The 21,642-nt window shown below is 65.0% G+C and carries 24 protein-coding genes and 3 pseudogenes; 9 read left to right on the plus strand and 18 right to left on the minus strand.

Annotated features, from left to right (window positions below):
- The first annotated feature begins 24 nt into the window (after positions 1-24).
- Positions 25-1,242 carry an O-antigen polymerase gene (locus tag ACZY0X_RS01050; protein WP_463768720.1) on the plus strand — a complete coding sequence of 406 codons (1,218 nt, stop codon included), beginning with the start codon at positions 25-27 and terminating at the stop codon, positions 1,240-1,242.
- Here ACZY0X_RS01050 and ACZY0X_RS01055 read toward each other — a convergent pair.
- Positions 1,229-2,800, minus strand: coding sequence for a glycosyl hydrolase family 28-related protein (locus ACZY0X_RS01055; RefSeq protein WP_463767759.1), 1,572 nt, complete (start codon positions 2,798-2,800; stop codon positions 1,229-1,231). The two genes, ACZY0X_RS01050 and ACZY0X_RS01055, sit on opposite strands and share 14 nt — an antisense overlap.
- Positions 2,800-3,948 carry a glycosyltransferase family 4 protein gene (locus ACZY0X_RS01060; protein ID WP_463767760.1) on the minus strand — a complete coding sequence of 383 codons (1,149 nt, stop codon included), beginning with the start codon at positions 3,946-3,948 and terminating at the stop codon, positions 2,800-2,802. Before ACZY0X_RS01060 ends, ACZY0X_RS01055 begins: the two co-directional genes overlap by 1 nt.
- A 129-nt stretch (positions 3,949-4,077) precedes the next feature.
- On the opposite strand from ACZY0X_RS01060, the gene ACZY0X_RS01065 reads away from it, so the two are divergent.
- The 4 genes from ACZY0X_RS01065 (at position 4,078) to ACZY0X_RS01080 (ending at position 8,561) form a co-directional block, all read left to right on the plus strand.
- Positions 4,078-4,797 carry a GAF domain-containing protein gene (locus ACZY0X_RS01065; protein ID WP_463767761.1) on the plus strand — a complete coding sequence of 240 codons (720 nt, stop codon included), beginning with the start codon at positions 4,078-4,080 and terminating at the stop codon, positions 4,795-4,797.
- Positions 4,798-4,939: 142 nt separating this feature from the next.
- A complete protein-coding gene (locus ACZY0X_RS01070) occupies positions 4,940-6,478 on the plus strand; it encodes a sugar transferase (protein WP_463767762.1) in 1,539 nt (512 codons plus the stop codon).
- 47 nt (positions 6,479-6,525) lie between these two features.
- On the plus strand, positions 6,526-7,158 hold the full coding sequence (locus ACZY0X_RS01075; protein WP_463767763.1) for an undecaprenyl diphosphate synthase family protein: 633 nt from the start codon (positions 6,526-6,528) through the stop codon (positions 7,156-7,158).
- A gap of 5 nt (positions 7,159-7,163) precedes the next feature.
- Positions 7,164-8,561 carry an NAD(P)/FAD-dependent oxidoreductase gene (locus tag ACZY0X_RS01080; protein WP_463767764.1) on the plus strand — a complete coding sequence of 466 codons (1,398 nt, stop codon included), beginning with the start codon at positions 7,164-7,166 and terminating at the stop codon, positions 8,559-8,561.
- A 78-nt stretch (positions 8,562-8,639) separates the two neighbouring features.
- Here the strand turns inward: ACZY0X_RS01080 and rpsQ are convergent, their stop codons facing one another.
- From rpsQ to rpsJ, 11 genes are read right to left on the minus strand one after another with little or no spacing between them, the layout of a single operon-like run.
- On the minus strand, positions 8,640-8,936 hold the full coding sequence (gene rpsQ / locus ACZY0X_RS01085) for a 30S ribosomal protein S17 (protein ID WP_241400787.1): 297 nt from the start codon (positions 8,934-8,936) through the stop codon (positions 8,640-8,642).
- Positions 8,936-9,169: a 50S ribosomal protein L29 gene (gene rpmC, locus ACZY0X_RS01090; RefSeq protein ID WP_463767765.1), complete on the minus strand. Its 234-nt coding sequence runs from the start codon at positions 9,167-9,169 to the stop codon at positions 8,936-8,938. The genes rpsQ and rpmC overlap by 1 nt, the downstream gene beginning before the upstream one ends.
- Complete coding sequence (rplP, locus tag ACZY0X_RS01095) at positions 9,169-9,585, minus strand: 50S ribosomal protein L16 (RefSeq protein ID WP_241400789.1); 417 nt, start codon at positions 9,583-9,585, stop codon at positions 9,169-9,171. The genes rpmC and rplP overlap by 1 nt, the downstream gene beginning before the upstream one ends.
- A 3-nt stretch (positions 9,586-9,588) precedes the next feature.
- Complete coding sequence (rpsC, locus tag ACZY0X_RS01100) at positions 9,589-10,422, minus strand: 30S ribosomal protein S3 (protein WP_463767766.1); 834 nt, start codon at positions 10,420-10,422, stop codon at positions 9,589-9,591.
- Positions 10,422-10,958: a 50S ribosomal protein L22 gene (rplV, locus tag ACZY0X_RS01105; protein ID WP_463767767.1), complete on the minus strand. Its 537-nt coding sequence runs from the start codon at positions 10,956-10,958 to the stop codon at positions 10,422-10,424. The genes rpsC and rplV overlap by 1 nt, the downstream gene beginning before the upstream one ends.
- Positions 10,958-11,239 carry a 30S ribosomal protein S19 gene (gene rpsS, locus ACZY0X_RS01110; RefSeq protein ID WP_241400792.1) on the minus strand — a complete coding sequence of 94 codons (282 nt, stop codon included), beginning with the start codon at positions 11,237-11,239 and terminating at the stop codon, positions 10,958-10,960. Before rpsS ends, rplV begins: the two co-directional genes overlap by 1 nt.
- 12 nt (positions 11,240-11,251) lie before the next feature.
- Entirely contained in the window at positions 11,252-12,088 is an 837-nt protein-coding gene (gene rplB / locus ACZY0X_RS01115; protein ID WP_241400793.1) for a 50S ribosomal protein L2, read from the minus strand.
- 38 nt (positions 12,089-12,126) lie between these two features.
- Positions 12,127-12,429, minus strand: coding sequence for a 50S ribosomal protein L23 (rplW, locus tag ACZY0X_RS01120; protein WP_241400794.1), 303 nt, complete (start codon positions 12,427-12,429; stop codon positions 12,127-12,129).
- Positions 12,429-13,088 (minus strand): 50S ribosomal protein L4, encoded by a 660-nt coding sequence (gene rplD / locus ACZY0X_RS01125; protein WP_463767768.1) that lies wholly within the window; start codon positions 13,086-13,088, stop codon positions 12,429-12,431. Before rplD ends, rplW begins: the two co-directional genes overlap by 1 nt.
- Positions 13,088-13,741 carry a 50S ribosomal protein L3 gene (gene rplC / locus ACZY0X_RS01130; RefSeq protein WP_241400796.1) on the minus strand — a complete coding sequence of 218 codons (654 nt, stop codon included), beginning with the start codon at positions 13,739-13,741 and terminating at the stop codon, positions 13,088-13,090. Before rplC ends, rplD begins: the two co-directional genes overlap by 1 nt.
- Before the next feature lie 14 nt (positions 13,742-13,755).
- Positions 13,756-14,061: a 30S ribosomal protein S10 gene (rpsJ, locus tag ACZY0X_RS01135; protein WP_003925843.1), complete on the minus strand. Its 306-nt coding sequence runs from the start codon at positions 14,059-14,061 to the stop codon at positions 13,756-13,758.
- 471 nt (positions 14,062-14,532) lie between these two features.
- Between rpsJ and ACZY0X_RS01140 the strand changes: the two are divergent.
- Together ACZY0X_RS01140 and ACZY0X_RS01145 are read left to right on the plus strand one after the other, a co-directional pair.
- Positions 14,533-14,739, plus strand: a pseudogene (locus ACZY0X_RS01140) (DUF6632 domain-containing protein); the annotation flags it as partial.
- Between the two features lie 113 nt (positions 14,740-14,852).
- Complete coding sequence (locus ACZY0X_RS01145; protein ID WP_463768721.1) at positions 14,853-15,299, plus strand: hotdog fold domain-containing protein; 447 nt, start codon at positions 14,853-14,855, stop codon at positions 15,297-15,299.
- 710 nt (positions 15,300-16,009) lie between these two features.
- Here the strand turns inward: ACZY0X_RS01145 and ACZY0X_RS01150 are convergent.
- Together ACZY0X_RS01150 and ACZY0X_RS01155 are read right to left on the minus strand one after the other, a co-directional pair.
- Positions 16,010-16,363 (minus strand): nuclear transport factor 2 family protein, encoded by a 354-nt coding sequence (locus ACZY0X_RS01150; protein WP_463767769.1) that lies wholly within the window; start codon positions 16,361-16,363, stop codon positions 16,010-16,012.
- Between the two features lie 6 nt (positions 16,364-16,369).
- Positions 16,370-17,995 carry a carboxylesterase/lipase family protein gene (locus ACZY0X_RS01155; RefSeq protein WP_463767770.1) on the minus strand — a complete coding sequence of 542 codons (1,626 nt, stop codon included), beginning with the start codon at positions 17,993-17,995 and terminating at the stop codon, positions 16,370-16,372.
- 113 nt (positions 17,996-18,108) lie between these two features.
- Between ACZY0X_RS01155 and ACZY0X_RS01160 the strand changes: the two genes are divergently transcribed.
- Positions 18,109-19,362 (plus strand): cytochrome P450, encoded by a 1,254-nt coding sequence (locus ACZY0X_RS01160; protein ID WP_463767771.1) that lies wholly within the window; start codon positions 18,109-18,111, stop codon positions 19,360-19,362.
- Here ACZY0X_RS01160 and ACZY0X_RS01165 read toward each other — a convergent pair.
- Positions 19,355-19,987 carry a TetR/AcrR family transcriptional regulator gene (locus ACZY0X_RS01165; protein WP_463767772.1) on the minus strand — a complete coding sequence of 211 codons (633 nt, stop codon included), beginning with the start codon at positions 19,985-19,987 and terminating at the stop codon, positions 19,355-19,357. The two genes, ACZY0X_RS01160 and ACZY0X_RS01165, sit on opposite strands and share 8 nt — an antisense overlap.
- Positions 19,988-20,078: 91 nt before the next feature.
- Here ACZY0X_RS01165 and ACZY0X_RS01170 point away from each other — a divergent pair.
- A pseudogene (locus ACZY0X_RS01170) lies at positions 20,079-20,811 on the plus strand (MFS transporter); the annotation flags it as partial.
- A 104-nt stretch (positions 20,812-20,915) separates the two neighbouring features.
- On the opposite strand, the pseudogene ACZY0X_RS01175 reads toward ACZY0X_RS01170, so the two are convergent.
- Both ACZY0X_RS01175 and ACZY0X_RS01180 read right to left on the minus strand, forming a co-directional pair.
- Positions 20,916-21,047, minus strand: a pseudogene (locus tag ACZY0X_RS01175) (helix-turn-helix domain-containing protein); the annotation flags it as partial.
- On the minus strand, positions 21,040-21,606 hold the full coding sequence (locus ACZY0X_RS01180) for an IS607 family transposase (protein WP_463767773.1): 567 nt from the start codon (positions 21,604-21,606) through the stop codon (positions 21,040-21,042). The pseudogene ACZY0X_RS01175 and the gene ACZY0X_RS01180, both read right to left, overlap by 8 nt.
- Positions 21,607-21,642 lie beyond the last annotated feature (36 nt).

The following is a 21,642-nucleotide window of genomic DNA, read 5'->3' on the forward strand; positions in this document are numbered from 1 at the left end:
GTCTTGATCATGGCCCCGGTGATCATGTCGTTCGTCGGGTGGTCGGCGTTGGTCGCCAGGCAACGACTTGGAGGACCGCAGGCCGCCTCCGAGGCGTTGACCGGGTTTTCGGTCCCCGCTCCGGCAAGCGGTCGAGGCATCGCACTACTTCTGCTGTGGTACTGCGCGATCGTGATGGTGTCGATGGTCGGTTTCTGGCTCGGCACACATCGCTCGCGGCCTACCTCCGGTTACCAGCACACGAACACCGCCTGGTTCGAGAGGCGCTATTTCTTTGTCCTTCTCGCGGCCGGTGCGATCGGAGTCGGCTACTCGTTCTTCAAGGTGGGCGGCATCGCCGCAATCGTCGATTCACTGAGCGAGCAGACCGCCAACGATTTCAGCAACGCACTCTCGGGATTCGCGGGCCCCCAGACGCTGCGATACGCCACGATCCTTGCTGCGCCGATTGGGGTGTACCTGTGGCGCAAGAAGGTCATCGGCTGGCCGTACATGGTGGCGGCCGTGCTGCTGTTGGTCGCCAACTCCATGATCGCCTCCCGGCTCGCACTTCTCATGGCGTGCGCGGTCTATCTGGCCGCTTGGGTGAGAGGTCGCGAACCACGACGAACAGGCGGCGCATCTGCGATGCGCAGGTGGGTCGCGGTCGCACTGATAGTGCTGAGCGGGTTCGCAGTTCTCACAGCACTCAACTACTTCCGTAACGCGAACTACTACCGAGAAGCCGGAGTCACGAATCCGGTCGCGATGAACCTGTATCAGACAGGGGCATACCTGGCCGTCCCAGCGCAGATCTCCCTTGGAGTGGCGGACGCCGTGAGCGGCGGCGCCTGGGAGAACGAGGGCGGCGCGGTGACCTCGCTGGCCGCCGTTCAGCCCACTTTCCTGCAGTTCAACAAGGTCGCCAAGGACGACAGCTGGAAGCAGGCATCGGTCTACGGGTACTCGGTGACCTTCGCCGGAAACTTCTTCACCAATTCGGTTTTCGCCGACACCTACGCCGAGCACGGGATCTGGGGCTGGCTCTACACCATCGTGGCGTACGGATTCGCCGGCTATGCCTTCGCGCGCATCTTCAGTTTGAGCCCAGTACTCGCCGCATCGGCCGGCGTGGTGGCTTACTGCTTCCTCGAGGTATGGCGCGTGCAGATTCTGACCTACGGCATCGTCATCTTCCTCTTGCTGCTGACGGCCGGGAGCGCGTTCCTCGCCACCAGGCTGCGACCACCTACTGACAGATGATCGCTGATTTGCCAAGCGGCGGTGTGAGTTTAAGGCTCCGGATGGCGACCGGGGCTTCTCGCAAATCGCCACCGCACTGTTCGATGGGTGACATCCGGACGGCATTCCACGAGCTGGGGGCTGCCGACCAATCGATTTCCATCTCGGCGATGACACCGTCGGAGTCATCAAGCGACACGCACGGTGCTGCCGCGCCCTCCGGCTGTTCGGATGCGCTGATCGTCACCGCGATGCGATCGACTGCGAGCTGCCCAGCGTTCACGGCTCTGAAGGCCACGACCGGCTCCACGTGCCGAATCGACACGTGGCCAAGGGAGACCCCGTTTGCCTGGGCGATTCCCACCCCGCCGTTGCCGCCCGTCGCCGAGACTGCCGTGATGCTGCAGTCGTCGACGCGCAGGCCGCTCACCTTGTGTTCGGCCAACGACTCAGCCCGAACCGACCAATTGCTGCAACCGTCGAGCTTGGCCTTGTCGATGTGTACGTCGAACTCTCTGAAGCGCTGATCACCGGAGGCTCCCGGCCTTGCCAGCAGATGAATTCCGGTGTCGCAGTCGGTCGCAGTGACATCGTCGACGCGAACCGCCCGGCTGGCGACATAATTCCAACCGACGTCCGTGCCCGGTTCCGCGGAGTCGACCATCACCGCGGCGCCGGATCGCACGCCGCCGACTCGAAGGCCACCGATTGTCACGCGGTTCGCTCCCGCGATACGGACCCCGTTCGCCCGGCCGCGAACGATGTCGACGTCCTTGACGACGAAGTCCGTGTTCGACCAGTCGGTCAGAGCGGGGAAAGAGAAGGTCTGTGCGGCTTGGTCGAAGGAGAATTGGCGGTCGAAGTACGTCACCAACGCCAATCCATCGTCGCCGGCGTCGACAGCGGTGTAGTCGTCGATTCTGGCGCTTCGGCACGCGTTGAAGTGGAGGCCGTCCGCCCGGCTGTCTGCCACCCGGAGCCCAGCGACGCTGATGTCGGACACCCCCATCATGATCACCCCGGCCTGCGGACTCCGTCGAATTTCGCAGTCCGACAGTGTGAGTCCGGCGACTTCTCTTCGAGGCCCTGACCATCCGGTCGGCAGCGCTCCCCCGTGGGCGGGACAGCCAACCACCCTGATGCCGTCGCCGAGCGATCGTTTCGCATCGGACGCCCACCGAATGTTCACATTGCGCAGAGAGATTCGCGATGCGGGCCCACGGACCAGGAGACCGTGGCTGGTGCCCGTCCGTGCGGTCTCGTCGACGTTGTCCATGAGGAGTTCGGCCCCGGCGTCGAACTGGACGCCGACGTCGGACACACCAGTGATGACGATGGCCGCTGATCCATCGGGACGACGCTGCGCGAAACGGTATGTCCCCGGCGGGAAGTACAGTGTGCCGCCAGAACGTAGTGCTGCCGCAGCGGCCTGGATTGCCCGCGAGTCATCGGCGGCCCCGTCTCCCCTGGCGCCGAACTTCCTGACATCGACGACTGTGCTCCCGCCGAGCTGACAGCCCGCCAGAACGGCCAGTGCTGCGGCGGGCGCACCGGCGATGAGCCGGCGCCTCGATGTCATCACCTCCGGTTCGCGACCAGGTCGGCACAAATTGCGTCGGCGGCCAATGTCGGGCAGATCTGCTGCTGACGCTTCAAGACATGAGCATGGCCCCGCGCCGCCAGGTCGGCTCTCGCTCCGTCGTCATCGCAGTACTTGCGCATCAGTTGCGCCAACGCTCCGCGGTCGTGGGGGTCGAAGTATTCGGCACCGTCGCCACACGTTTCGCGAAGGACCGGGATGTCTGCCGACAGAACAGCCGTCTTGGAGGCCATGGCCTCCAACGGAGGCAATCCGGCACCTTCGTACAGCGACGGCATGACCAGCAAGTCCGCCGACGCGACCAGCGCACGTAGCACCGCGAAGTCGAGTTGCCCCATGAGCGCCACCCGGTCGCCATTGTCCTCGGCGAGTCCGCGGACTCGCTCGTCCAGTGTCCGCACGGTGGCGCCGCCTCCAGCGATCACCAGCTTGTGGGGAATGGTCCCGGCCAGATCAGAGAATGCCTCCAGCAGAAGCGGAAGGTTCTTGTACCGCTTCGTGTTTCCGACATACAGCAGATACCGGCCGTCGACCGGTGACAGATTCGGATCGGCGCGCTCCAACCAGACCTCGTCCACGGGGATCGGTGTCACCTGAACCCGGGCGGAAGCGACAATGCTCGTCAACGTCGCTGCGGTGGCTTCTGACGGTGTGAAGATCCGGCGACACGACCGCGCGTCTGCGCTGAGCATCGCGCGTGCGTACAAGCGATATGCCAGGCTCTGCCCGCTGATGCTCGAGGGCAGGACGTGAATGGTGTCGTGCACGGTGGCGTAGGTCAGCATCCGGTGATTGCCAGGCAGCAACCGAGCCACTGGGTAGGGGTAGTGCGGCAGCCAAACCGCCCGGGGTCGCGCCTGGTCGAACGCGCGAAGCCACGCGAGTTGTTCGGCGGCGGAGTACATCGCGGCTGACGCTGGCGACGCGATAAGGACGTCGGTGCTCGGCCGAAGCGCGGGCAGGGTGTCCTGACCTGCCAGAACCGCTAAGGACAGGCCGTGACGAGCCGCAGCCTCCTCGAGATGAGGAAGTTGAGTGCGAATGTAGGTACCTATGCCACTCTGGCGCACATGCCGGGCATCGAACAGGAGGTCGACGGGGCGGCCACTCGTTCTGGCTTCTGGCACATGCCCTCCTGATCATCGGGACTCCCAGATTACGTCGCTCGTGTTCGGTCCGAACACCTTTGGCCCTGGTGTCTGGTCGTGGTGCCCGGCAGTATCACCGGGCGTGCCACGATCAGATAACGTGGGCGGGTGACCAGCGGCCTTGCATCGTTCGACGAGTGGCTCAACCGCCTGCTCTCCGAGCGGGCGCATGAAGCCGGCGAGGACGTCGAGACCTATGTGTCCCGCGCTGTGGCATCACGGATGGTGGCTGAGCAGAGGCGCACCGACGGCGACTCGGTCGACGAACTGCTGACGCACCTCGCCGATTCCGGGGTGTTTGCCGATATTGCGATGCCGAACGTTTCAGCCGCGATTACGAACCCGGACCGGCTGCGCTCGCTGTATGCCACAGGGCTGTTGGACTCCCCGCCGGAGGCGATCTACGACCGGATCACCCGCGCGGCCGCCGACGCACTGGACGTGCCATTCGCGCTCGTGACGTTGGTCGACGCCGACCGACAATTCTTCAAGAGTTCAGCCGGAATGGAGATCAACTCTCCCCAGGAAAGGCAGACGGCACTCAATAGATCGGTTTGTCAATACGCTGTGGCAAACGGAAGGCCGTTGATTCTCGAGGATGCGCGGGTCGATCCAGTATTCAAGAACCATCCAGCAGTTCGCGATGGTACCGTCGTCGCCTACCTCGGCATACCTCTCATTGATCAGGCGGGAATGGCCATTGGCACGCTATGTGCATTCGACACCAAGCCGCGGCTTTGGGGCACCGGGCACGTTCAGGTACTGAGCGATCTCGCAGCACTGGCCACTGAACGGATCTTCGGCCCCGAGGCCAGTCCAATCCGCTAGAAAGCGGGCACTCAGCAAATTCGAATTGCTAACCGGTTCACTATTTTTGGCTGAATTTGCGACCCGCCGTTTGAATTGACCGCATGGTCGGCGCGGCGCACCTAGAGTCGAATCTCTCAGATCCGCCCAAGGGATTGGCTGAATGCAACTAGACGCGAAGGCGACGGCTCCCGAACGGCCGCGCCAGCGGCTCACGGGGTCGCGGTCGAACGCCGTTTCATCGCCAGTCCGCCACGAGGTCGCGGCCTCGCCTCGCTTCATCGATCGTCTGCGCGAGGAGTCGGGATATGTGACGCTCACCGTGGGACTGGATATTTGGGCAGCCTTCTGGTCGGTGCTGATTGCTCAGTGGTGGGTCTCGGGCCCCGTCGACGAGCGCAATATGGCCCTGTATTCGTGGGTCTTCGTGCCGGTCGTCGTGATCGTCCTGGCCACTCGGTCTTTGTATCGGCGGAAGCTGAGCCACAGCTTCCTAGACGACTTCGAACCGGTCGAGACGTCGGTTGCCGTCGCGACGCTGGCGACGTTGACGATCATGCTGCTACTGGTGCCTCCCTTACAGATTGGCGAGGTGGTCGTACCCTACGTCCGCCCAAGCGAATTGTTGCTGCGGATATGGGTGTGCGCCGCGGTTCTGATCCCTGCGGTTCGTTTGATCAGGTCACTGGCGGAGCGGTATCTGCGGCGCAAGCATCGCTTCGGGTCGCTGGCGCTGATCGTCGGCTCCGGTCCGATCGCTCACCAGCTCATCACACGGATGCGGCAGGTACCCGACTACGGCTTGCATCCCGCCGGGTTGCTCGACGACGAACGGCTCAGTGACGGGGACCCGCTCGACGTGAAGTACTTCGGAACCATAGACAATCTCGAGACCGCCGCCCGAGCCACCGGCGCCACCGAACTGATCATCGCGCCATCCGCGGTGTCCGACGAGCGGCTGGCGCGTACCGCTCAGTTGGCTCAGAACCTCGGAATGCAGGTGCGCGTGGTTCCGCGACTCATGGACGCCGTGGGCGGCGGCGCCAGAGTCGAACATCTGGGCGGAGTGCCTTTGATGGTGCTCTACCGCGTCGATCCCAAGGGTTGGCAGTTCACCCTCAAGCATGCCTCTGACCGGATGGCTGCGGCACTCGGGCTCCTACTCATATCGCCCGTGTTCATCGCACTGGCGGTCCTCGTCAAGATCAGCTCGCCGGGCCCAATCTTCTTCAGTCAGGAACGCGTCGGGCGCGACGGAAAGGCATTCGGCTGTCTCAAGTTCCGCAGTATGCGCCCTCTGGATCCGGAGACGTCGAGCTTCGAATTGAAGGAGGGGGCGGCACCTGGTGGCGTGGAGGGTGACGACCGGCGCACATGGATCGGCAAGATCATGCGCAAGTCGTCTCTAGACGAGCTGCCTCAGCTGCTCAACGTGTTGCGGGGTGAGATGAGCCTCGTCGGTCCGCGGCCCGAGCGGCCGGAGTACGTCGAACTGTTCGAAATGCAGATCCGCCGCTACGGCGAACGGCATAGGGTGAGGGCCGGCATCACCGGCTGGGCCCAGGTACACGGGCTTCGGGGGCAGACCTCGATCGCAGACCGGGCCGAGTTCGACAACTACTACATCGAGAACTGGTCACTTAAACTGGATTTCAAGATCCTGGTGCTGACCGTGCTGGCGGTGCTGAAGAGCGCGGAATGACGTCGCCAGGTAGGGGTGGACGACCGATGCGTCATGAGCCTGCTCACGTGGGGTTGATTCCCGACGGGTTACGGCGGTGGGCGGATCGAAACGGCGTCACCTTGACCGACGCGTACCTGCGCGGCGCGGAGAAGGTCGTAGAAATACTACTGGCCCTGAGACGAAACGGCGTCCAGACGGTTTCGGTGTACAACTTGAGCCGTGCGAATCTGGCGCGCCACGACGCCGAGCTGGATGCGGTGTACGCCGCATCGATCCACTTCTTCACCACGTTGATTCCCGCTCACTTCGACTCCGCCGCCTGCAGTGTGCGGTTGCACGGTGACCGAAAGCTGCTGCCGCAGCACTACCTTGCGGCCGCGCAAGAGCTGGAACAGTCGATGACCGGTGACGATTTCCAGATCAATGTGCTCTCTGCCTATGACGCGGGTGACGAGCTGCGGGCCGCACATCATCGAGCCCAGCGAGAAGGATGTGATATCAACGCTGCGTTCGAGATCGGCGAGGTTGACCTGGTGATCCGAACCACGCCGGAGCCACTGCTCAGTGGGTTCTTGCCATTGCAGAGCCAGTACGCGCAGCTGATCTTTCTGACCACGCCGCTCAACGAGTTGGAACCCCGGCACATCGACGATCTGGTCGATGAATATCGACGCTTCCCGCAGCGTCGGGGGCGGTAGCGACCGTGGAGCCGCAGAGGAACCCGTTGATCATCGGCGCCGGTCCCGCCGGACTCACCGCCGCTCTCACACTGGCGAGGAAGGGCGTCACGCCGCGTATCTACGAGGCCTCGGAGCACGTCGGTGGCCTGGCGCGAACGCCACGCGACGGCGAGTGGCGCGTTGATGCCGGGGGTCATCGGTTCTTCACCAGGCACAAGGAGGTCTTAGACCTCTGGAACTCCCTGCTTGCCCCCGACGACTGGATCTCCGTGCGTCGGCGCTCTGCCATGCTCGTCAACGGTCACTATGTGCGGTATCCGCTCAATGGCCGCGATCTGTTGACGCAGATGGGATATTGGCGCGGACTGCACGGCCTGAGTAGCCTTCTGCGGTCCCGCATTGGGCGCGGGATGCGTCGGATCGGCGATTCGGCAAGCTTCCGCGAGTGGGGCACAGACGAATTCGGGCGCTACTGGTACCGCCTGTTCTTCGACGGCTATGTCCGCAAGACGTGGCTGGCCGACCCCAACGAGATCACGAGTGACTGGGCGAACCAGCGGATAAAGCCGATCAGTTGGCATTCGAGAGGGGAGCGGGATGCCGTCGACCATGACGTGTACAGATATCCCCGGCTCGGGCCCGGCCAAATGTGGGAAGCCGCCTCCTCGGCACTGACCGATCTGGGCATCGTGCCCTCGCTTAGTTCACGGGTCGTCAAGGTTCGTGCCGACCCCAGATGCTGGACAGTCGAACTGGAGAATGGCGACACTGCGTCCGGAGACACCGTGTTCTCGAGCATGCCGCTGCGCTTGCTCGTGGACGCCCTTGAGCCCCAGCCGCCCAGGCATATCCGCGTGGCGGCCGAAGCGCTCAAACATCGCGCCCTCATCACCGTCGCCATCGCCCTTCGGAGGCGCTACGACATTCCCTTCAACTGGGTGTACACACCCGGTGCTGCCTTTCAGGCGGGTCGTATTCAGAACTACGGCCACTGGTCGAGCGAACTGTCTCCGGAGAACTGGGATGGCACATACCTTGGATTCGAATACTTCATCACTCCGGACCGCAAGTTGTGGACGGCCGACGACGAACACCTGAGAAGTCTTGCCGAAGCCGATCTTCACGCTCTCGGCATCGATAGCTCACTGATCGAGCGAGTCATGGTCGTGCGGTCACATTTCGCCTACCCGATCAGCGACCCGGCTCGGGATCGAAGTGTCGCTCTAGTTCGGGACTATCTGCTTGAGACCCACCCGACTCTGCACCCGGTCGGGCGCAACGGCATGCACCGCTACGACAACCAGGACCACGCGATGTTGAGCGCCATGCACAGCGTCGCCCGATACTTCGGTGAGGATGTGGATCCCTGGGAGGTCAACACGGATCGCAGCTATCACGAATCCGGGGTGCTGGGGAAATAGTTCGCTCGCCGTCAAACGCAAAATCGCACGGAAACCGTTGGGTTTCCGTGCGATTTCATGTCTGCTCGCGCAGGGGTGTTACTTGGCGCGCTCCAGAACCTCGACGAGGCGCCAGCGCTTCGTCGCCGACAGCGGCCGGGTCTCCATCAACGAGACGCGGTCGCCGATGCCGGCGTCGCTGTTCTCGTCGTGCGCCTTGACCTTGGTGGTGGTCCGGATGATCTTGCCGTAGAGCGGGTGGCTCTTGCGCGATTCCAGTTCGACCACGATGGTCTTCTGCATCTTGTCACTCACCACGTAGCCGATGGCGGTCTTGCGGCTGCCGCGCGGCTTCTCGGTGCGAGGGGTGTGCTTCGGCCCCTTGGTCTCTGCCATTACGAATCCTCACCTACGGGCCCGGAAGCCAGGCCCAACTCACGTTCGCGCAGCACGGTGTACACACGCGCAATCTCCTGTCGGACCACACGGAGCCGACGGTTGTTGGCGAGCTGGCCTGTCGCCATCTGGAAGCGAAGGTTGAAAAGCTCTTCCTTCGACTCACGCAGACGGCCGGTCAGCTCGTCATCGGTCATCTCGCGCAGTTCACCAGGCGCGGTTCCCACTGCCATCAGAACTGGTCCTCTCTGGTAACGATGCGTGCCTTGATCGGCAACTTGTGGATCGCACGGGTCAGAGCTTCCCGAGCGACCTTCTCGTCCGGGTAGCTCAGCTCGAACAGCACGCGTCCGGGCTTGACGTTGGCGACCCACCACTCCGGCGAACCCTTACCGGAACCCATGCGGGTCTCGGCGGGCTTCTTGGTCAGCGGACGGTCCGGGAAGATGTTGATCCAGACCTTGCCGCCACGCTTGATGTGCCGGTTGATGGCGATACGAGCGGACTCGATCTGCCGGTTGGTGATGTAGGCATGGCCCAGGGCCTGGATGCCGTAGTCACCGAAGCTCACCTCGGTACCACCGCTGGCGATACCGCGCTGCCGCGGGTGGTGCTGCTTGCGGTGCTTGACCTTGCGGGGAATCAACATGATTTAGCTCTCCGTGCTCTCAGCGGTCGGCGCTTCAGCAGCGGCGGCCGTGTCAGCGGCGGGCGTCTCCTCGGTGGCCGCACGGCCCGCTTCGGTGCTCGTCGCCGTGGTGCCCGACGCGCCACTGCGGCGCGGGCGGGTGCCCGACGGACGATCCCGACGCGGACGCTCGGCGCCTGCGGGAGCGGCGGCGGTCAGCTCACGCTTGCCACCGACGATGTCGCCCTTGTAGATCCAGACCTTGACGCCAATGCGACCGAAGGTCGTCTTGGCCTCGTACAGGCCGTAGTCAATGTCGGCGCGCAGCGTGTGCAGCGGCACGCGACCTTCGCGGTAGAACTCCGAGCGGCTCATCTCCGCGCCGCCGAGGCGACCGGAGCACTGCACGCGGATGCCCTTGACGTTGGGCTGACGCATCGCCGACTGGATCGCCTTGCGCATCGCGCGACGGAACGCCACGCGGTTGCTCAGCTGCTCGGCGACACCCTGAGCTACCAACTGCGCAACGGACTCGGGGTTCTTCACCTCGAGGATGTTGAGCTGAACCTGCTTGCCGGTCAGCTTCTCCAGGTCGGTACGGATGCGGTCGGCCTCGGTGCCGCGGCGACCGATCACGATGCCCGGACGCGCGGTGTGGATGTCGACGCGAACTCGGTCCCGAGTCCGCTCGATCTCCACGTCGGCGATGCCGGCGCGCTCGAGGCCCGTGGCCAGCAGACGACGGATCGCCACGTCTTCCTTGACGTAATCCGCGTACTGCTTGTCGGCATACCACCGGGACTTCCAGTCGGTCGTGATGCCGAGTCGGAAGCCGTGGGGGTTGATCTTCTGGCCCACTACTCCGAGCCTCCCTTCGCGTCGGACGCCTCGGTAGTTGTTTCGGCCTTCGACGACGCCTTCTTGGCAGCCGCCTTCTTCGCGGGTGCCTTCACAGCTTCCGCGCTCTTGGCCTTGCTGCCCTGCGCACGACGTGCGCGGGCGGTGGCGGCCGATGCGCCCCTGCTACTGCCGTCCCGGCTGGGGCGGCTCTCGACGATCACCGTGATGTGGCTGGTGCGCTTGCGGATACGGAACGCACGCCCCTGGGCGCGCGGCCGGATGCGCTTGGCGGTCGGGCCCTCGTCTGCGTAGACGGCGGCGACAACCAACGTCGCGGGATCGAGACCGTCGTTGTTCTGCGCGTTGGCCGCCGCACTGGCGATGACCTTGGCCACCGGCTCGCTGGCCGCCTGGGGCGCCCAACGCAGGATGTCGAGCGCCTCGGTCACGGACTTGCCGCGGACCAGGTCGATAACCCGTCGCGCCTTGGACGCCGAGACGTGCACGAAGCGCGCCTTGGCGACCGCACTGGGAAATTCAGTCGTCGTAGTCATTACCGGCGCTTCGCCTTCCGGTCATCCTTGATGTGGCCCTTGAACGTGCGGGTCGGGGCGAACTCGCCCAACTTGTGTCCAACCATGGACTCCGACACGAACACCGGCACGTGCTTGCGACCGTCGTGGACGGCGAAGGTGTGTCCGATGAAGTCGGGGATGATGGTCGACCGACGGGACCAGGTCTTGATGACCTGCTTCGTTTGCTTCTCGTTCTGGACGTCCACCTTCTTGAGCAGGTGGTCGTCGACGAACGGGCCCTTCTTCAGGCTGCGTGGCATCGCTGGATACTCCTAGCGCTTATTCTTGCCGGTGCGCCGGCGTCGGACGATGAGCTTGTCGCTCGGCTTGTTCTTGCGGGTGCGGCCCTCGGGCTTGCCCCACGGGCTCACCGGGTGACGACCGCCGGAGGTCTTACCCTCACCACCGCCGTGCGGGTGGTCGACCGGGTTCATCACGACACCGCGGACGGTGGGGCGCTTGCCCTTCCACCGCATACGACCGGCCTTGCCCCAGTTGATGTTGCCCTGCTCGGCATTGCCGACCTCGCCGACAGTTGCGCGGCAGCGCACGTCGACGCGGCGGATCTCACCGCTGGGCATGCGCAGCGTCGCGTACGTGCCTTCCTTGCCCAGCAGCTGGATGCTGACGCCAGCCGAACGGCCCATCTTCGCGCCACCGCCGGGCCGAAGCTCGACGGCGTGGATGACGGTACCGGCCGGGATGTTGCGCAGCGGCAGGCTGTTACCGGGCTTGATGTCGGCGTTCGGGCCCGACTCGATCACGTCGCCCTGCGAGATCCCGTGCGGCGCGAGGATGTAGCGCTTCTCGCCGTCCAGGAAGTGCAGCAGCGCGATGTTCGCGGTGCGGTTCGGGTCGTACTCGATGTGCGCGACCTTGGCGTTGACGCCGTCCTTGTCGTGGCGACGGAAGTCGATCACTCGGTAGGCACGCTTGTGGCCGCCACCCTTGTGCCGCGTGGTGATGCGGCCGTGGGCATTACGTCCACCCTTGCCGTGCAACGGGCGAACCAGCGACTTCTCCGGAGTCGATCGAGTGATCTCGGCGAAATCGGAGACGCTGGCACCGCGACGACCCGGGGTCGTCGGCTTGTACTTGCGAATAGCCATATCTGTCTAAGTCCTCTAGTTCCTCGCCAGCCCCGAAATCAGGCCGGGGCTCCGAACAGGTCGATCGGCTTGCTGCCCGCGGCCAATGTCACGATCGCGCGCTTGGTGCTCTTGCGCTGGCCGAAGCCTGACTTGGTGCGCTTGCGCTTGCCCTGCCGGTTCGCGGTGTTCACCGAGTCGACCTTGACGTTGAAGATCTTCTCGATCGCGATCTTGATCTGCGTCTTGTTCGAGGACGGGTGCACGATGAACGTGTACACGTTGTCCTCGATCAGGGCGTAGCTCTTCTCGGAGATAACCGGGGCAAGGATGATGTCGCGGGGGTCGGTAACGGTAGCCATCAGGCCGAAACCTCTTCCTTTGTCTGTGCGCTGCCTGCCGCGATGTATGCGTTCAGCGCCTCGACACTGAACACCAGGTCATCGGCATCCAGGACGTCGTAGGTATTGAGCTGGTCCGGCGAGATCACGTGCACGCCAGGCAGGTTGCGCACGCTCTTCGCACTGACCTCGTCGCTGCGGCCGATGACGATAAGCACCTTGCGGCGATCGGTCAGCGTCGCGAGGAAGTCCTTGGCGCTCTTGGTCGACGGGGTCTGCCCGCTGATGACCTCGGTGACCGCGTGGATGCGGTCGTTGCGTGCGCGGTCACTCAGTGCGCTGCGCAGCGCGGCGGCGATCATCTTCTTGGGCGTCCGCTGGCTGTAGTCGCGCGGCTTGGGGCCGTGCACGACGCCACCACCGGTGAACTGCGGTGCGCGGATCGAACCCTGACGCGCGCGGCCGGTGCCCTTCTGGCGGTACGGCTTCTTGCCGCCGCCGGAGACCTCAGCGCGGGTCTTGGTCGAGTGCGTGCCCTGACGCTTCGCGGCCAACTGTGCGATGACCACCTGGTGCATCAACGCCATGTTGGGCTCGACGTCGAACAGCTCGGCGGGCAGCTCAACGCTGCCGTCCGTCTTGCCATCCGGCGTGCGAACGTCGATCTTCTTGGAAGCCATTACTTCTCACCTCGCTTGACTGCGCTGCGAACGACAACGAGTCCGCCGTTACGACCGGGGATAGCGCCCTTGATCAACAGCACACCGTTCTCGGCGTCGACCTTGTGCACCACCAGGTTCTGTGTGGTGACGCGATCGGTGCCCATGCGGCCCGACATGCGCGTGCCCTTGAAGACACGGCCCGGGGTGGCACAGCCACCGATCGAGCCGGGACGACGGTGCACGGCCTGCGCGCCGTGGGAGGCGCCCTGGCCCTTGAAGCCGTGACGCTTCATGGTGCCTGCGAAGCCCTTGCCCTTGCTGGTGCCTGTCACGTCGACGAAGTTGCCGTCGGCGAAGATCTCGGCGGTCAGCTCCTGGCCGACCTCGTACTCGCCTGCGGCCGCCTCGTCCTCGAGACGGAACTCGGCGAGGTGCCTGCGAGGGTTGACCCCCGCGGCGGCGTACTGACCGGTGACCGGCTTGTTGACCTTGCGCGGGCTGATCTCGCCATAGGCGAGCTGCACGGCGCTGTAGCCGTCGCGCTCGGGGGTACGGATGCGGGTCACCACGTTGGGGCCAGCCTTGACCACCGTGACCGGGACGACCTTGTTGTTCTCGTCGAACACCTGTGTCATGCCCAGTTTGGTACCCAGAATACCTTTGCGTGCCATTAGTTCTGGTTCTCCTACTGGATGTTGACGTCGACGCTCGCCGGCAGATCGATGCGCATCAAGGCGTCAACGGTCTTCGGCGTCGGGTCGAGGATGTCGATCAGCCGCTTGTGGGTGCGCATCTCGAAGTGCTCCCGCGAGTCCTTGTACTTGTGCGGGGACCGAATGACGCAGTAGATGTTCTTCTCCGTCGGCAGCGGCACCGGTCCGACCACGCTGGCGCCCGTACGGGTAACGGTCTCGACGATCTTTCGCGCCGAGGCGTCAATTGCCTCATGGTCGTAGGCCTTGAGCCTGATGCGGATCTTTTGTCCCGCCACGCTTGTCCTACCTCACTATTAACGGGCCCGTGCTCGGGCCTGGTCCTCATGCGCGAGCCCTCGGGTCTCCCCGCGAGCGCACGCTGGCTATGCCGCCGCTGTTTATCTGTCAGTGGTTCACCGACCCCCGCGCTCGGGTGTGTCGCCCTCACGCACACTCGTCCGCGTTGAGAAAACCGTCGCGATCGAGGTTGGAACCGGATGCGCCCGTGAAGGCGCCGGTCGTATGCCCGGCCAGGCGAACCTGGCTCAGGGCAACCCGAACAGTATGCCTCAGATTCGGGTGTCCTCCAAATTGCGGGCGTAACGGGATACGCCATGGTCAATCGGCCTGCCCGAGCCCTACGAGGCGGTTATATCTTACTAAAAAGTAAGATATGGCGCCGCAGGTGGGGAGAATTCCTGCTGGGGACCCCCGAGCGGTGCTCAGCAGCAATAAAATCGACGCAGGCTCACATCCGGGGGGACGAGATGCCATCGGCCTACAGACTTCCTCAGGCCGCGCTAGTGGTTTTCGGCGTGGTCGCTCTTCTGCTCTATCCACTGGCCGTGGTGTGGCCGTCGGGGTGGGCATGGCACGCGGGCGCCCCTCACCAATCGATGTATTTCATGATGATCGTCGGCATCTACGCGACGCTGGGCATCTTCCTGCTCAACGCGGCGCGCGACCCACGGGCGGCGCTCGTCGTGGCCTCCGGCCTCAAGCAGCCCAGCGGGCGCGATCTTACTGGTGAGTAAGATCGGCTGCTGTGACCTCTCCGACCGCGCCCTCCCCGACCACGACCTATCGCATGTGGCAACGCCTGGACGGGCTGCCCGCGGGCAGCAGGCTCTTCTCACTCGCGGCGATGGCCCGCGTGCCGTACTTCGCATCGGTGCTCCCCCACGTGCGACGCATGGAACCCGGCCTGGCGCAGGTCGACGTGCCGAAGTGGTTCTACGTCCACAACCATCTGCACACCGTGCATGCCATCGCCTCCTGCAACGCCGCTGAGATGGCAATGGGGATGCTCATGGAGGCCACGGTGCCGACCAGTCATCGGTGGATTCCGAAGGCGATGAATGTGCAGTACCTGGCCAAGGCCACGACATCGCTGCGCGCCACCGCACGCATCGAGGCGCCCGATTTCGCGTCCATCACCGAGGGCACCGACCTCGTCGTGCCGGTGAGCGTCACCGACCGCAGTGGCTGCGAGGTCGTGCACGCCGAGATCACCGCGTGGGTGACACCGGCCTGAAACTCGGGCGTTTCGTTGATCCGCCGCTGGGGCGGGTTAGCTACAGCGGGATCCAGATTCCGAAGAAGTAGAAGCCCCAGCCGTTTTGGCCCGGATCCCATATCGGCTGCTCGTTGTATCCCCAGTAGTTGATCGGCCCTTGATTCCATGCTCCGCCCGGCGGCGGCAGCGGCCCATTCCACCCTGCCCGCGGTGGCGCCCCCCAGCCCCACGGCGCCGCCCCATCACCCCACGGCGCACCACGAAAGCCGCCGAAGGCGTCAGGAGGCCGCGGCCCCCGGAAGTCACCTGGTCCGCCAGGTCCACGGAAATCGCCGGGACCACCGGGACCACGGCCGACACCAGGGCCACCTGGCCCTTGCGGACCCCCGTGGGACTCACCCGATCCCGGTCCTCCTACGCACTGCGGTGGCATGCAACCACCACCGCCGCCCCCCGGCGCCGCGTATGCAATTCCTGAACCGAACCCCATCAGGGCCAGCCCTAGACCGCCTGCGAGAGAAACTCCCGCGACAGCATTCTTCAGGTCCATTGCCTTACTCCTCAGTCCGGAGCTGTACTCCGGTCTAGCCCGACGCCTCGACGGTAGATAGCTTGTCTATGGTTGCCTCGTGCGCAGGCTAGGAGCGAGCTGTGCAGCAAAAGAAGCCACGTTCGACAAACCATGCCGACCTGCCCGTCGAGGAACAATGCGCCTAACTGGCGAATCGCTACTCGAGGTAGGTGCCGTGACCCTCGCGGACAAAGTCGCCGTCGAACCGGAGCACTTCGTTGACGAGCTGCCCGCGTTGATTGCGGTAGTTGATCACCAGCACCGACTCACCGCGGTACACGGCGATCACCTCGAAGTGCAGATCCGGCAGCAGCCCCAGCGCGTGCACCCAGTAGTCCCGCAGCGCGGGCTTACCGCGCACCACTCCCCCGGTCTCGGGCAGGAAGCGCGCCGCGACCGGTGACGTGAACTCCACGTCGTCGTGAAAGTGCGCGAGAATCGCCTCCACGTCATGCGCGTTCCACGCACGCACCCACTCCTCGGCGAAGATCGCGGCATCAGGAGTCGGCACTGCGGATCACCTCTTCAGGCTCGCCCAGAACGGGCACTGGTGGATCTGGTCGAAGTCAGTGACCACACTGACCCCATCGGGGTGCAATGACAACCGATTTCCCGCGGCCGGGTCGTGCCCGAGTTCCGGCCACTCGGGCGCACCGGCAACTGCCGGGTCGCCCGTGCGGACGAAATTGCTCCAGTAGTCGATCATCTGGTTCGACAGTTCCTGCTGGGCCGGATTCAGCGGCGGCGCGCCGCCCACGTCAAACAGGTAGCGCAGCTCCAGGGAGTGACTTGCCCCGACGGGGAAGGGCAAGGTGCGCAACGGATCCGGAGCGGGCGCCTGCCGATCGGTGAACTCGTAGGCGTAGACGGGGCCCGTGCGTCCGATCTCCTGGGCGATGCGGTCGTCGATGCAGGCGAACATCGAATCCGTCACGGCAGCCGAATAGGCCAGCGGCGCACTGCCGTCGTAGCCGTCCAGTGGGTAGTGGCCGGCAACCGCGGTGGCGTCAGCACCGAACGCGTCGGCCAGCGCCTTCGGGTAACCGGCCGCAACGAGTTCACGGCCACGGAGGTACTCCAACGCCATGAACAGGGTGAATTCGTCGCGGTTGCTGCCGATCGCGACGGGCACGCGTGCTGCCTGCCCCTTGGCGAACGCAGTCATTGGATCCACCGGTAGCACCGCGGTTCCCGTCACCGGACCGCTGATCCCCTCGTCACCGAGTCGGTAGTACCGCACCGGTTCTCGCAGTGCCTCCACCGGCAGTCGGCGCAGGCAGTCGGCCGCGGTCGCCGGATCCGGACAGCCGACATCGCGCGCGTAGTCGAGGCTGATGCGCTCCGCCTCAGCCAGGCCGACCTGCGCCTGGCATGGGGCACTCTGGATTATCGCGGCGCGAAACAGGCCCTGCGATTCCGGCGCCACGAGGTGGTCGCACACCGCCATGCCGCCCGCCGACTCACCCGCGATGGTGACGCGTTCCGGGTCGCCCCCGAAAGCGGAGATGTTGTCGCGCACCCAGCGCAGCGCGGCCTGTTGGTCGGACAGCCCGTAGTTGCCGACTGCGCCGGCCGGCCCCAGTGCGGGATGCGCGAGGAAGCCCATCGTGCCCAGGCGGTAGTTGAGGGTGACCACCAGCACGTCACCGCGCGAGGCCAGCCAGCGCGAGTCATAGATTCCGCCGCTGCCGTTGATGAACGCCCCACCGTGGATCCACACCATCACGGGCCGAGCAGACTGCTGTTCGGACACCGGTGGCGTCCACACGTTCAACATCAGACAGTCCTCATCGGTGCCCCTGCCGTGTTCGAGGTCCTCGCTGACGTCCTGCAGGCAGCGCGGACCCACTCGCGTCGCGTCCCGTACGCCCGGCCAGGGCTGCGCGGGCGCGGGTGGTTGCCACCTCAGCTTGCCAACGGGTGGCGCGGCGTACGGCACTCCGGCGAACAACCGGTGATCCGGTGCGACGACGCCGCGCAGCGCACCGGTGGTGGTCTGCACCAGTGCGGGGTCGGTCGGGGCCTGCGACGGGGCGGCGTCGTGCGCCGGGACGGCGGAATGCCCGCACCCGATGCTCAGGAAACCGGCGGCGAGCAGCGCGACAGCTCCTCGACTGATTCGCCGAATCGTTGCGGGCGCCACGTCCGCCGAGCCTACTCGTGCCGATCCGGGCAATCCCGCCTTCGCCGCCCGCCTATGAACATAGAATTCCTTGACACCCGTCAAATCCCCCATTCCGCGAGCGAGGAGTCGGCATGAGCACCCCCACGATGGACGATGCCGCGAAGGTCTTGGCCGACCCATCGGCGTACGCCGACGACGAGCGGTTGCACGCTGCGCTGACTCATCTTCGGGCGAACAATCCCGTTGCGTGGGTGGACAATCGGCCATATCGGCCGTTCTGGGCGATCACCAAGCACGCCGACATCATGGCCGTCGAGCGCGCCAACGAACTCTTCATCAGCGAGCCACGCCCGCTGCTGGCCACCGCTGCCGCCGACGATCTGGCCAAGCAGCAGCTCGAGGCAGGCATGGGCCTGCGCACGCTCATCCACATGGACGACCCGCACCACCGCAAAGTGCGCGCCATCGGCGCCGACTGGTTCCGACCCAAGGCGATGCGCGACCTCAAGGTGCGCGTCGATGAACTTGCCAAGCGCTACGTCGACAAGATGGCCGACCTCGGCGGTGAATGCGATTTCGTCACCGATATCGCGATCGACTTCCCGCTCTACGTGATCATGTCGCTGCTGGGCCTGCCGGAGTCCGACTTCGGCCGCATGCACATGCTGACGCAGGAGATGTTCGGCGGCGACGACGACGAGTACAAACGCGACGGCGGATCGCTCGAGGATCAGCTGGCGGTACTGCTCGACTTCTTCACCTACTTCGCCAAGTTGACCGCGTCGCGCCGCGAGCAGCCCACCGACGATCTCGCCTCGGCAATCGCGAACGGACGCATCGACGGCGAACCGCTCTCGGACGTGGACACCGCGTCGTACTACGTCATCGTCGCCAGCGCCGGACACGACACCACGAAGGACGCGATCTCGGGCGGTCTGCTCGCGCTGATCGAGAACCCCGGCGAACTGGACCGGCTGCGCAGCGATCCCAGCCTGATGGGAACCGCAGTCGAGGAGATGATTCGCTGGTCCACCCCCGTCAAGGAGTTCATGCGCACCGCCACCGCGGACACCACCATTCGCGGCGTCGACATCGCCAAGGGCGACTCGGTGTACCTGGCCTACGTGTCAGGCAACCGCGATGAGGAGGTGTTCACCGATCCGTTCCGCTTCGACGTTGGACGCGACCCCAACAAGCACGTGGCCTTCGGTTACGGCATCCACTTCTGCCTGGGTGCCGCCCTGGCCCGCATGGAGATGAGCAGCCTGTTCACCGAGTTGCTCAGCCGCCTGGACACCGTCGAGCTGGCGGGTAAGCCCGAACTGAGCGCGACGACGTTCGTGGGCGGCCTCAAGCACCTGCCGATTCGCTACTCGTTCAAGTAGTTTCGCCGGCCCTCGCGTGCGTCGCGAGGAAGCCGTCGACGGCGACCACCGCGACCTCGCGGTAGTCGAAGTCGGCCATGGTGCTGAGCTTGCCCAGCACGATCGGTCCGAGCAGCAGTGCCACCGCGCGCATCCTGTCGATCTCGCCCAGCATCTCGATCGCCTCAGCGCTGTCGAAGACCGCGTCGAAGGGCGCCGCGTACTGCTCGGCCACCCGCTCGCGCAGTGTGGCGACCTCATTGCTCTCGGCCGACCGCTTGTCTCTACTCCACCACGTGTGTTCCAGATCCCCGCCGAGCGCCAGCCATGACATGGCGGCCAGGCTGATGGGCGCCTCCGCGACCAGATCGGCGAAACCCTGCAGCGCTGCGATCAGGCGGTCGCGGACCGAGCCGCCCTCGGGCGGGATCGGCGCGGGCGGGATCAGCGCGTGAAACGCCGCGGCCAGCAGGTCGTTCCCACTGGGGAAGTGGCGATACAGCGTGGCGCGCGCCACGTTGGAGGCACGGGTCACGGCATCGACGGTCACCGCACTGGGCCCACCGGTGCTCAGAAGCGCCGTCGCCGCATCCAACAGCCGGGCCCTCGACCGGGCCGGCCTCGGGTCGGTACGCACCGACGTCACCTCAAGTCACCTCCACACAAGAAACGAGACTGTTAGTCTCGGCGCAAGACGGGTAGTCCCAAAAATATCGCACTCTCCGGAAGGGTTGCGCATGGTTGAGGCACTCGCCAAGCCCGATCAGCCTACCGACCGTGCCCTGGCACGTCTGTCGACGAGGTTTCGCGCGTGGACACTGCTCATCGCGTGCCAGGCAGTCCTGCTCGTCATATCGTCGATGGTTGCGCTGAACACCGCACTGCCCGATATCGCAATGGCCACCGCGGCGACCCAGACCGAACTCACCTGGATTGTCGACAGCTACACACTGGTGCTGGCGTGCCTGCTGCTACCGGCCGGCGCCCTGAGAGACCGGTACGGACGACGCGGCGCACTGCTCGTCGGGTTGGGGTGGCCGGCGCGGGCGCGGCCTTCGTCATGCCCGCCAGGTTGTCGATCCTGACCTCAACCTTTCCAAAAGAGCAGCGTAACAAGGCAGTTGGCATCTGGGCCGGCAACGCCGGATGCGGCGCTGTGGCGGGCATGCTGGGATCTGGTGGCCTGCTTCACTTCTGGCCCTGGCAGTCGATATTCGCCGCATTCGCGGCAGCCGGCGCCGTGCTGTTCGTCTTGACGCTCACCGTCGCGACATCCAGGAGTCCGAACCCAAGCCCCTGGAGTGGCTGGGCGCCGTCGTGATCGGCGGCGGTGTCGCCGTCCTGGTCTTCGGCATTCTCGAGGCTCCCTCCCGAGGGTGGTCGAACGCGCTGGTGATCGGTTGCATCGCGGCCGGCATCGCATTGTGCGCAGCGTTCGGCGTGATCGAACTGCGCCGATTCCACACCTTGCGCAGCGCCGGCAACGACCGCCCCAACACCGGGGTCAACCGCGCCTCGTCGACGCCGTAACTGCGCTCAGCGGACCGCTGATCCATAACCGCCTTCACCAACGCCAACATGTGATTATGCGCGAACCGCGCCGCACCAGCATGAGAGGCCAACGCCCGCAACTGCGTTGGTGCGGGATCCAACGCGAACCGGTACGCCTGCACCGTCCAACCCTGCGGAATCTCGAACCTAGCCACTGACAACAACCTCAGCCCGCTTTGTTGCGGTCACCGCTGGCATCGCCCTATTCCGCGCGCCGCCGCGGCCGTCTAGGCGCGCGCACACCGCGGTCAGCACCTCGACCATGTCATCATCGACGGGCTCGCCCCGGTCGGTGACGAGCACCCTGCGGCCCTGCGCGGACAACGCGGCTTCGAGGTACTCACCCCCGAAACGTGCCAACCGGTCACGATGCTCCACAAGCACCACCGAAGCAGACGGGTCTGACAGGGCCCTCCACAACTTCGGCCGTCTCCCATTCAGTCCCGATCCGACCTCGGTCACGACCTCGCCAATCACATGCCCGTTCGAGGAAGCCCTGCCACTCAGCCGTGCGAACTGCCGATCCAGGTCCGACCGCTGATCAAGCGCAGACACCCGCGCGTACACGACTGTGCAACCAGCCTCCCCGGAAGCCGGCACACCGACCCAGATCGTCCCCGACCCCAACCGGCCAGCGGACACCGGCATTCGGCCCTCACGCAACCACCGCCACGCAGTCTGTGGACGCACAACCTTCGCCCACGCCCACCTCAACCAACTTCACACACCCGCCAAAACACACACTCGATC

It is taken from the genome of Mycobacterium sp. IDUB_39, from assembly GCF_055419205.1.

Bases quoted from the DNA above. Each gene is read 5' to 3' on its own strand.
- rpsQ (WP_241400787.1), bottom strand. From the start codon at position 8,936: ATGGCAGAGACCAAGGGGCCGAAGCACACCCCTCGCACCGAGAAGCCG.
- rplV (WP_463767767.1), bottom strand. From the start codon at position 10,958: ATGACTACGACGACTGAATTTCCCAGTGCGGTCGCCAAGGCGCGCTTC.
- ACZY0X_RS01145 (WP_463768721.1), top strand. From the start codon at position 14,853: ATGTGGCAACGCCTGGACGGGCTGCCCGCGGGCAGCAGGCTCTTCTCA.
- ACZY0X_RS01055 (WP_463767759.1), bottom strand. From the start codon at position 2,800: ATGACATCGAGGCGCCGGCTCATCGCCGGTGCGCCCGCCGCAGCACTG.
- rplP (WP_241400789.1), bottom strand. From the start codon at position 9,585: ATGTTGATTCCCCGCAAGGTCAAGCACCGCAAGCAGCACCACCCGCGG.
- ACZY0X_RS01050 (WP_463768720.1), top strand. From the start codon at position 25: ATGTCGTTCGTCGGGTGGTCGGCGTTGGTCGCCAGGCAACGACTTGGA.
- rplW (WP_241400794.1), bottom strand. From the start codon at position 12,429: ATGGCTACCGTTACCGACCCCCGCGACATCATCCTTGCCCCGGTTATC.
- rplD (WP_463767768.1), bottom strand. From the start codon at position 13,088: ATGGCTTCCAAGAAGATCGACGTTCGCACGCCGGATGGCAAGACGGAC.
- rpmC (WP_463767765.1), bottom strand. From the start codon at position 9,169: ATGGCAGTGGGAACCGCGCCTGGTGAACTGCGCGAGATGACCGATGAC.
- ACZY0X_RS01070 (WP_463767762.1), top strand. From the start codon at position 4,940: ATGCAACTAGACGCGAAGGCGACGGCTCCCGAACGGCCGCGCCAGCGG.
- rplC (WP_241400796.1), bottom strand. From the start codon at position 13,741: ATGGCACGCAAAGGTATTCTGGGTACCAAACTGGGCATGACACAGGTG.
- ACZY0X_RS01160 (WP_463767771.1), top strand. From the start codon at position 18,109: ATGAGCACCCCCACGATGGACGATGCCGCGAAGGTCTTGGCCGACCCA.
- rplB (WP_241400793.1), bottom strand. From the start codon at position 12,088: ATGGCTATTCGCAAGTACAAGCCGACGACCCCGGGTCGTCGCGGTGCC.
- rpsS (WP_241400792.1), bottom strand. From the start codon at position 11,239: ATGCCACGCAGCCTGAAGAAGGGCCCGTTCGTCGACGACCACCTGCTC.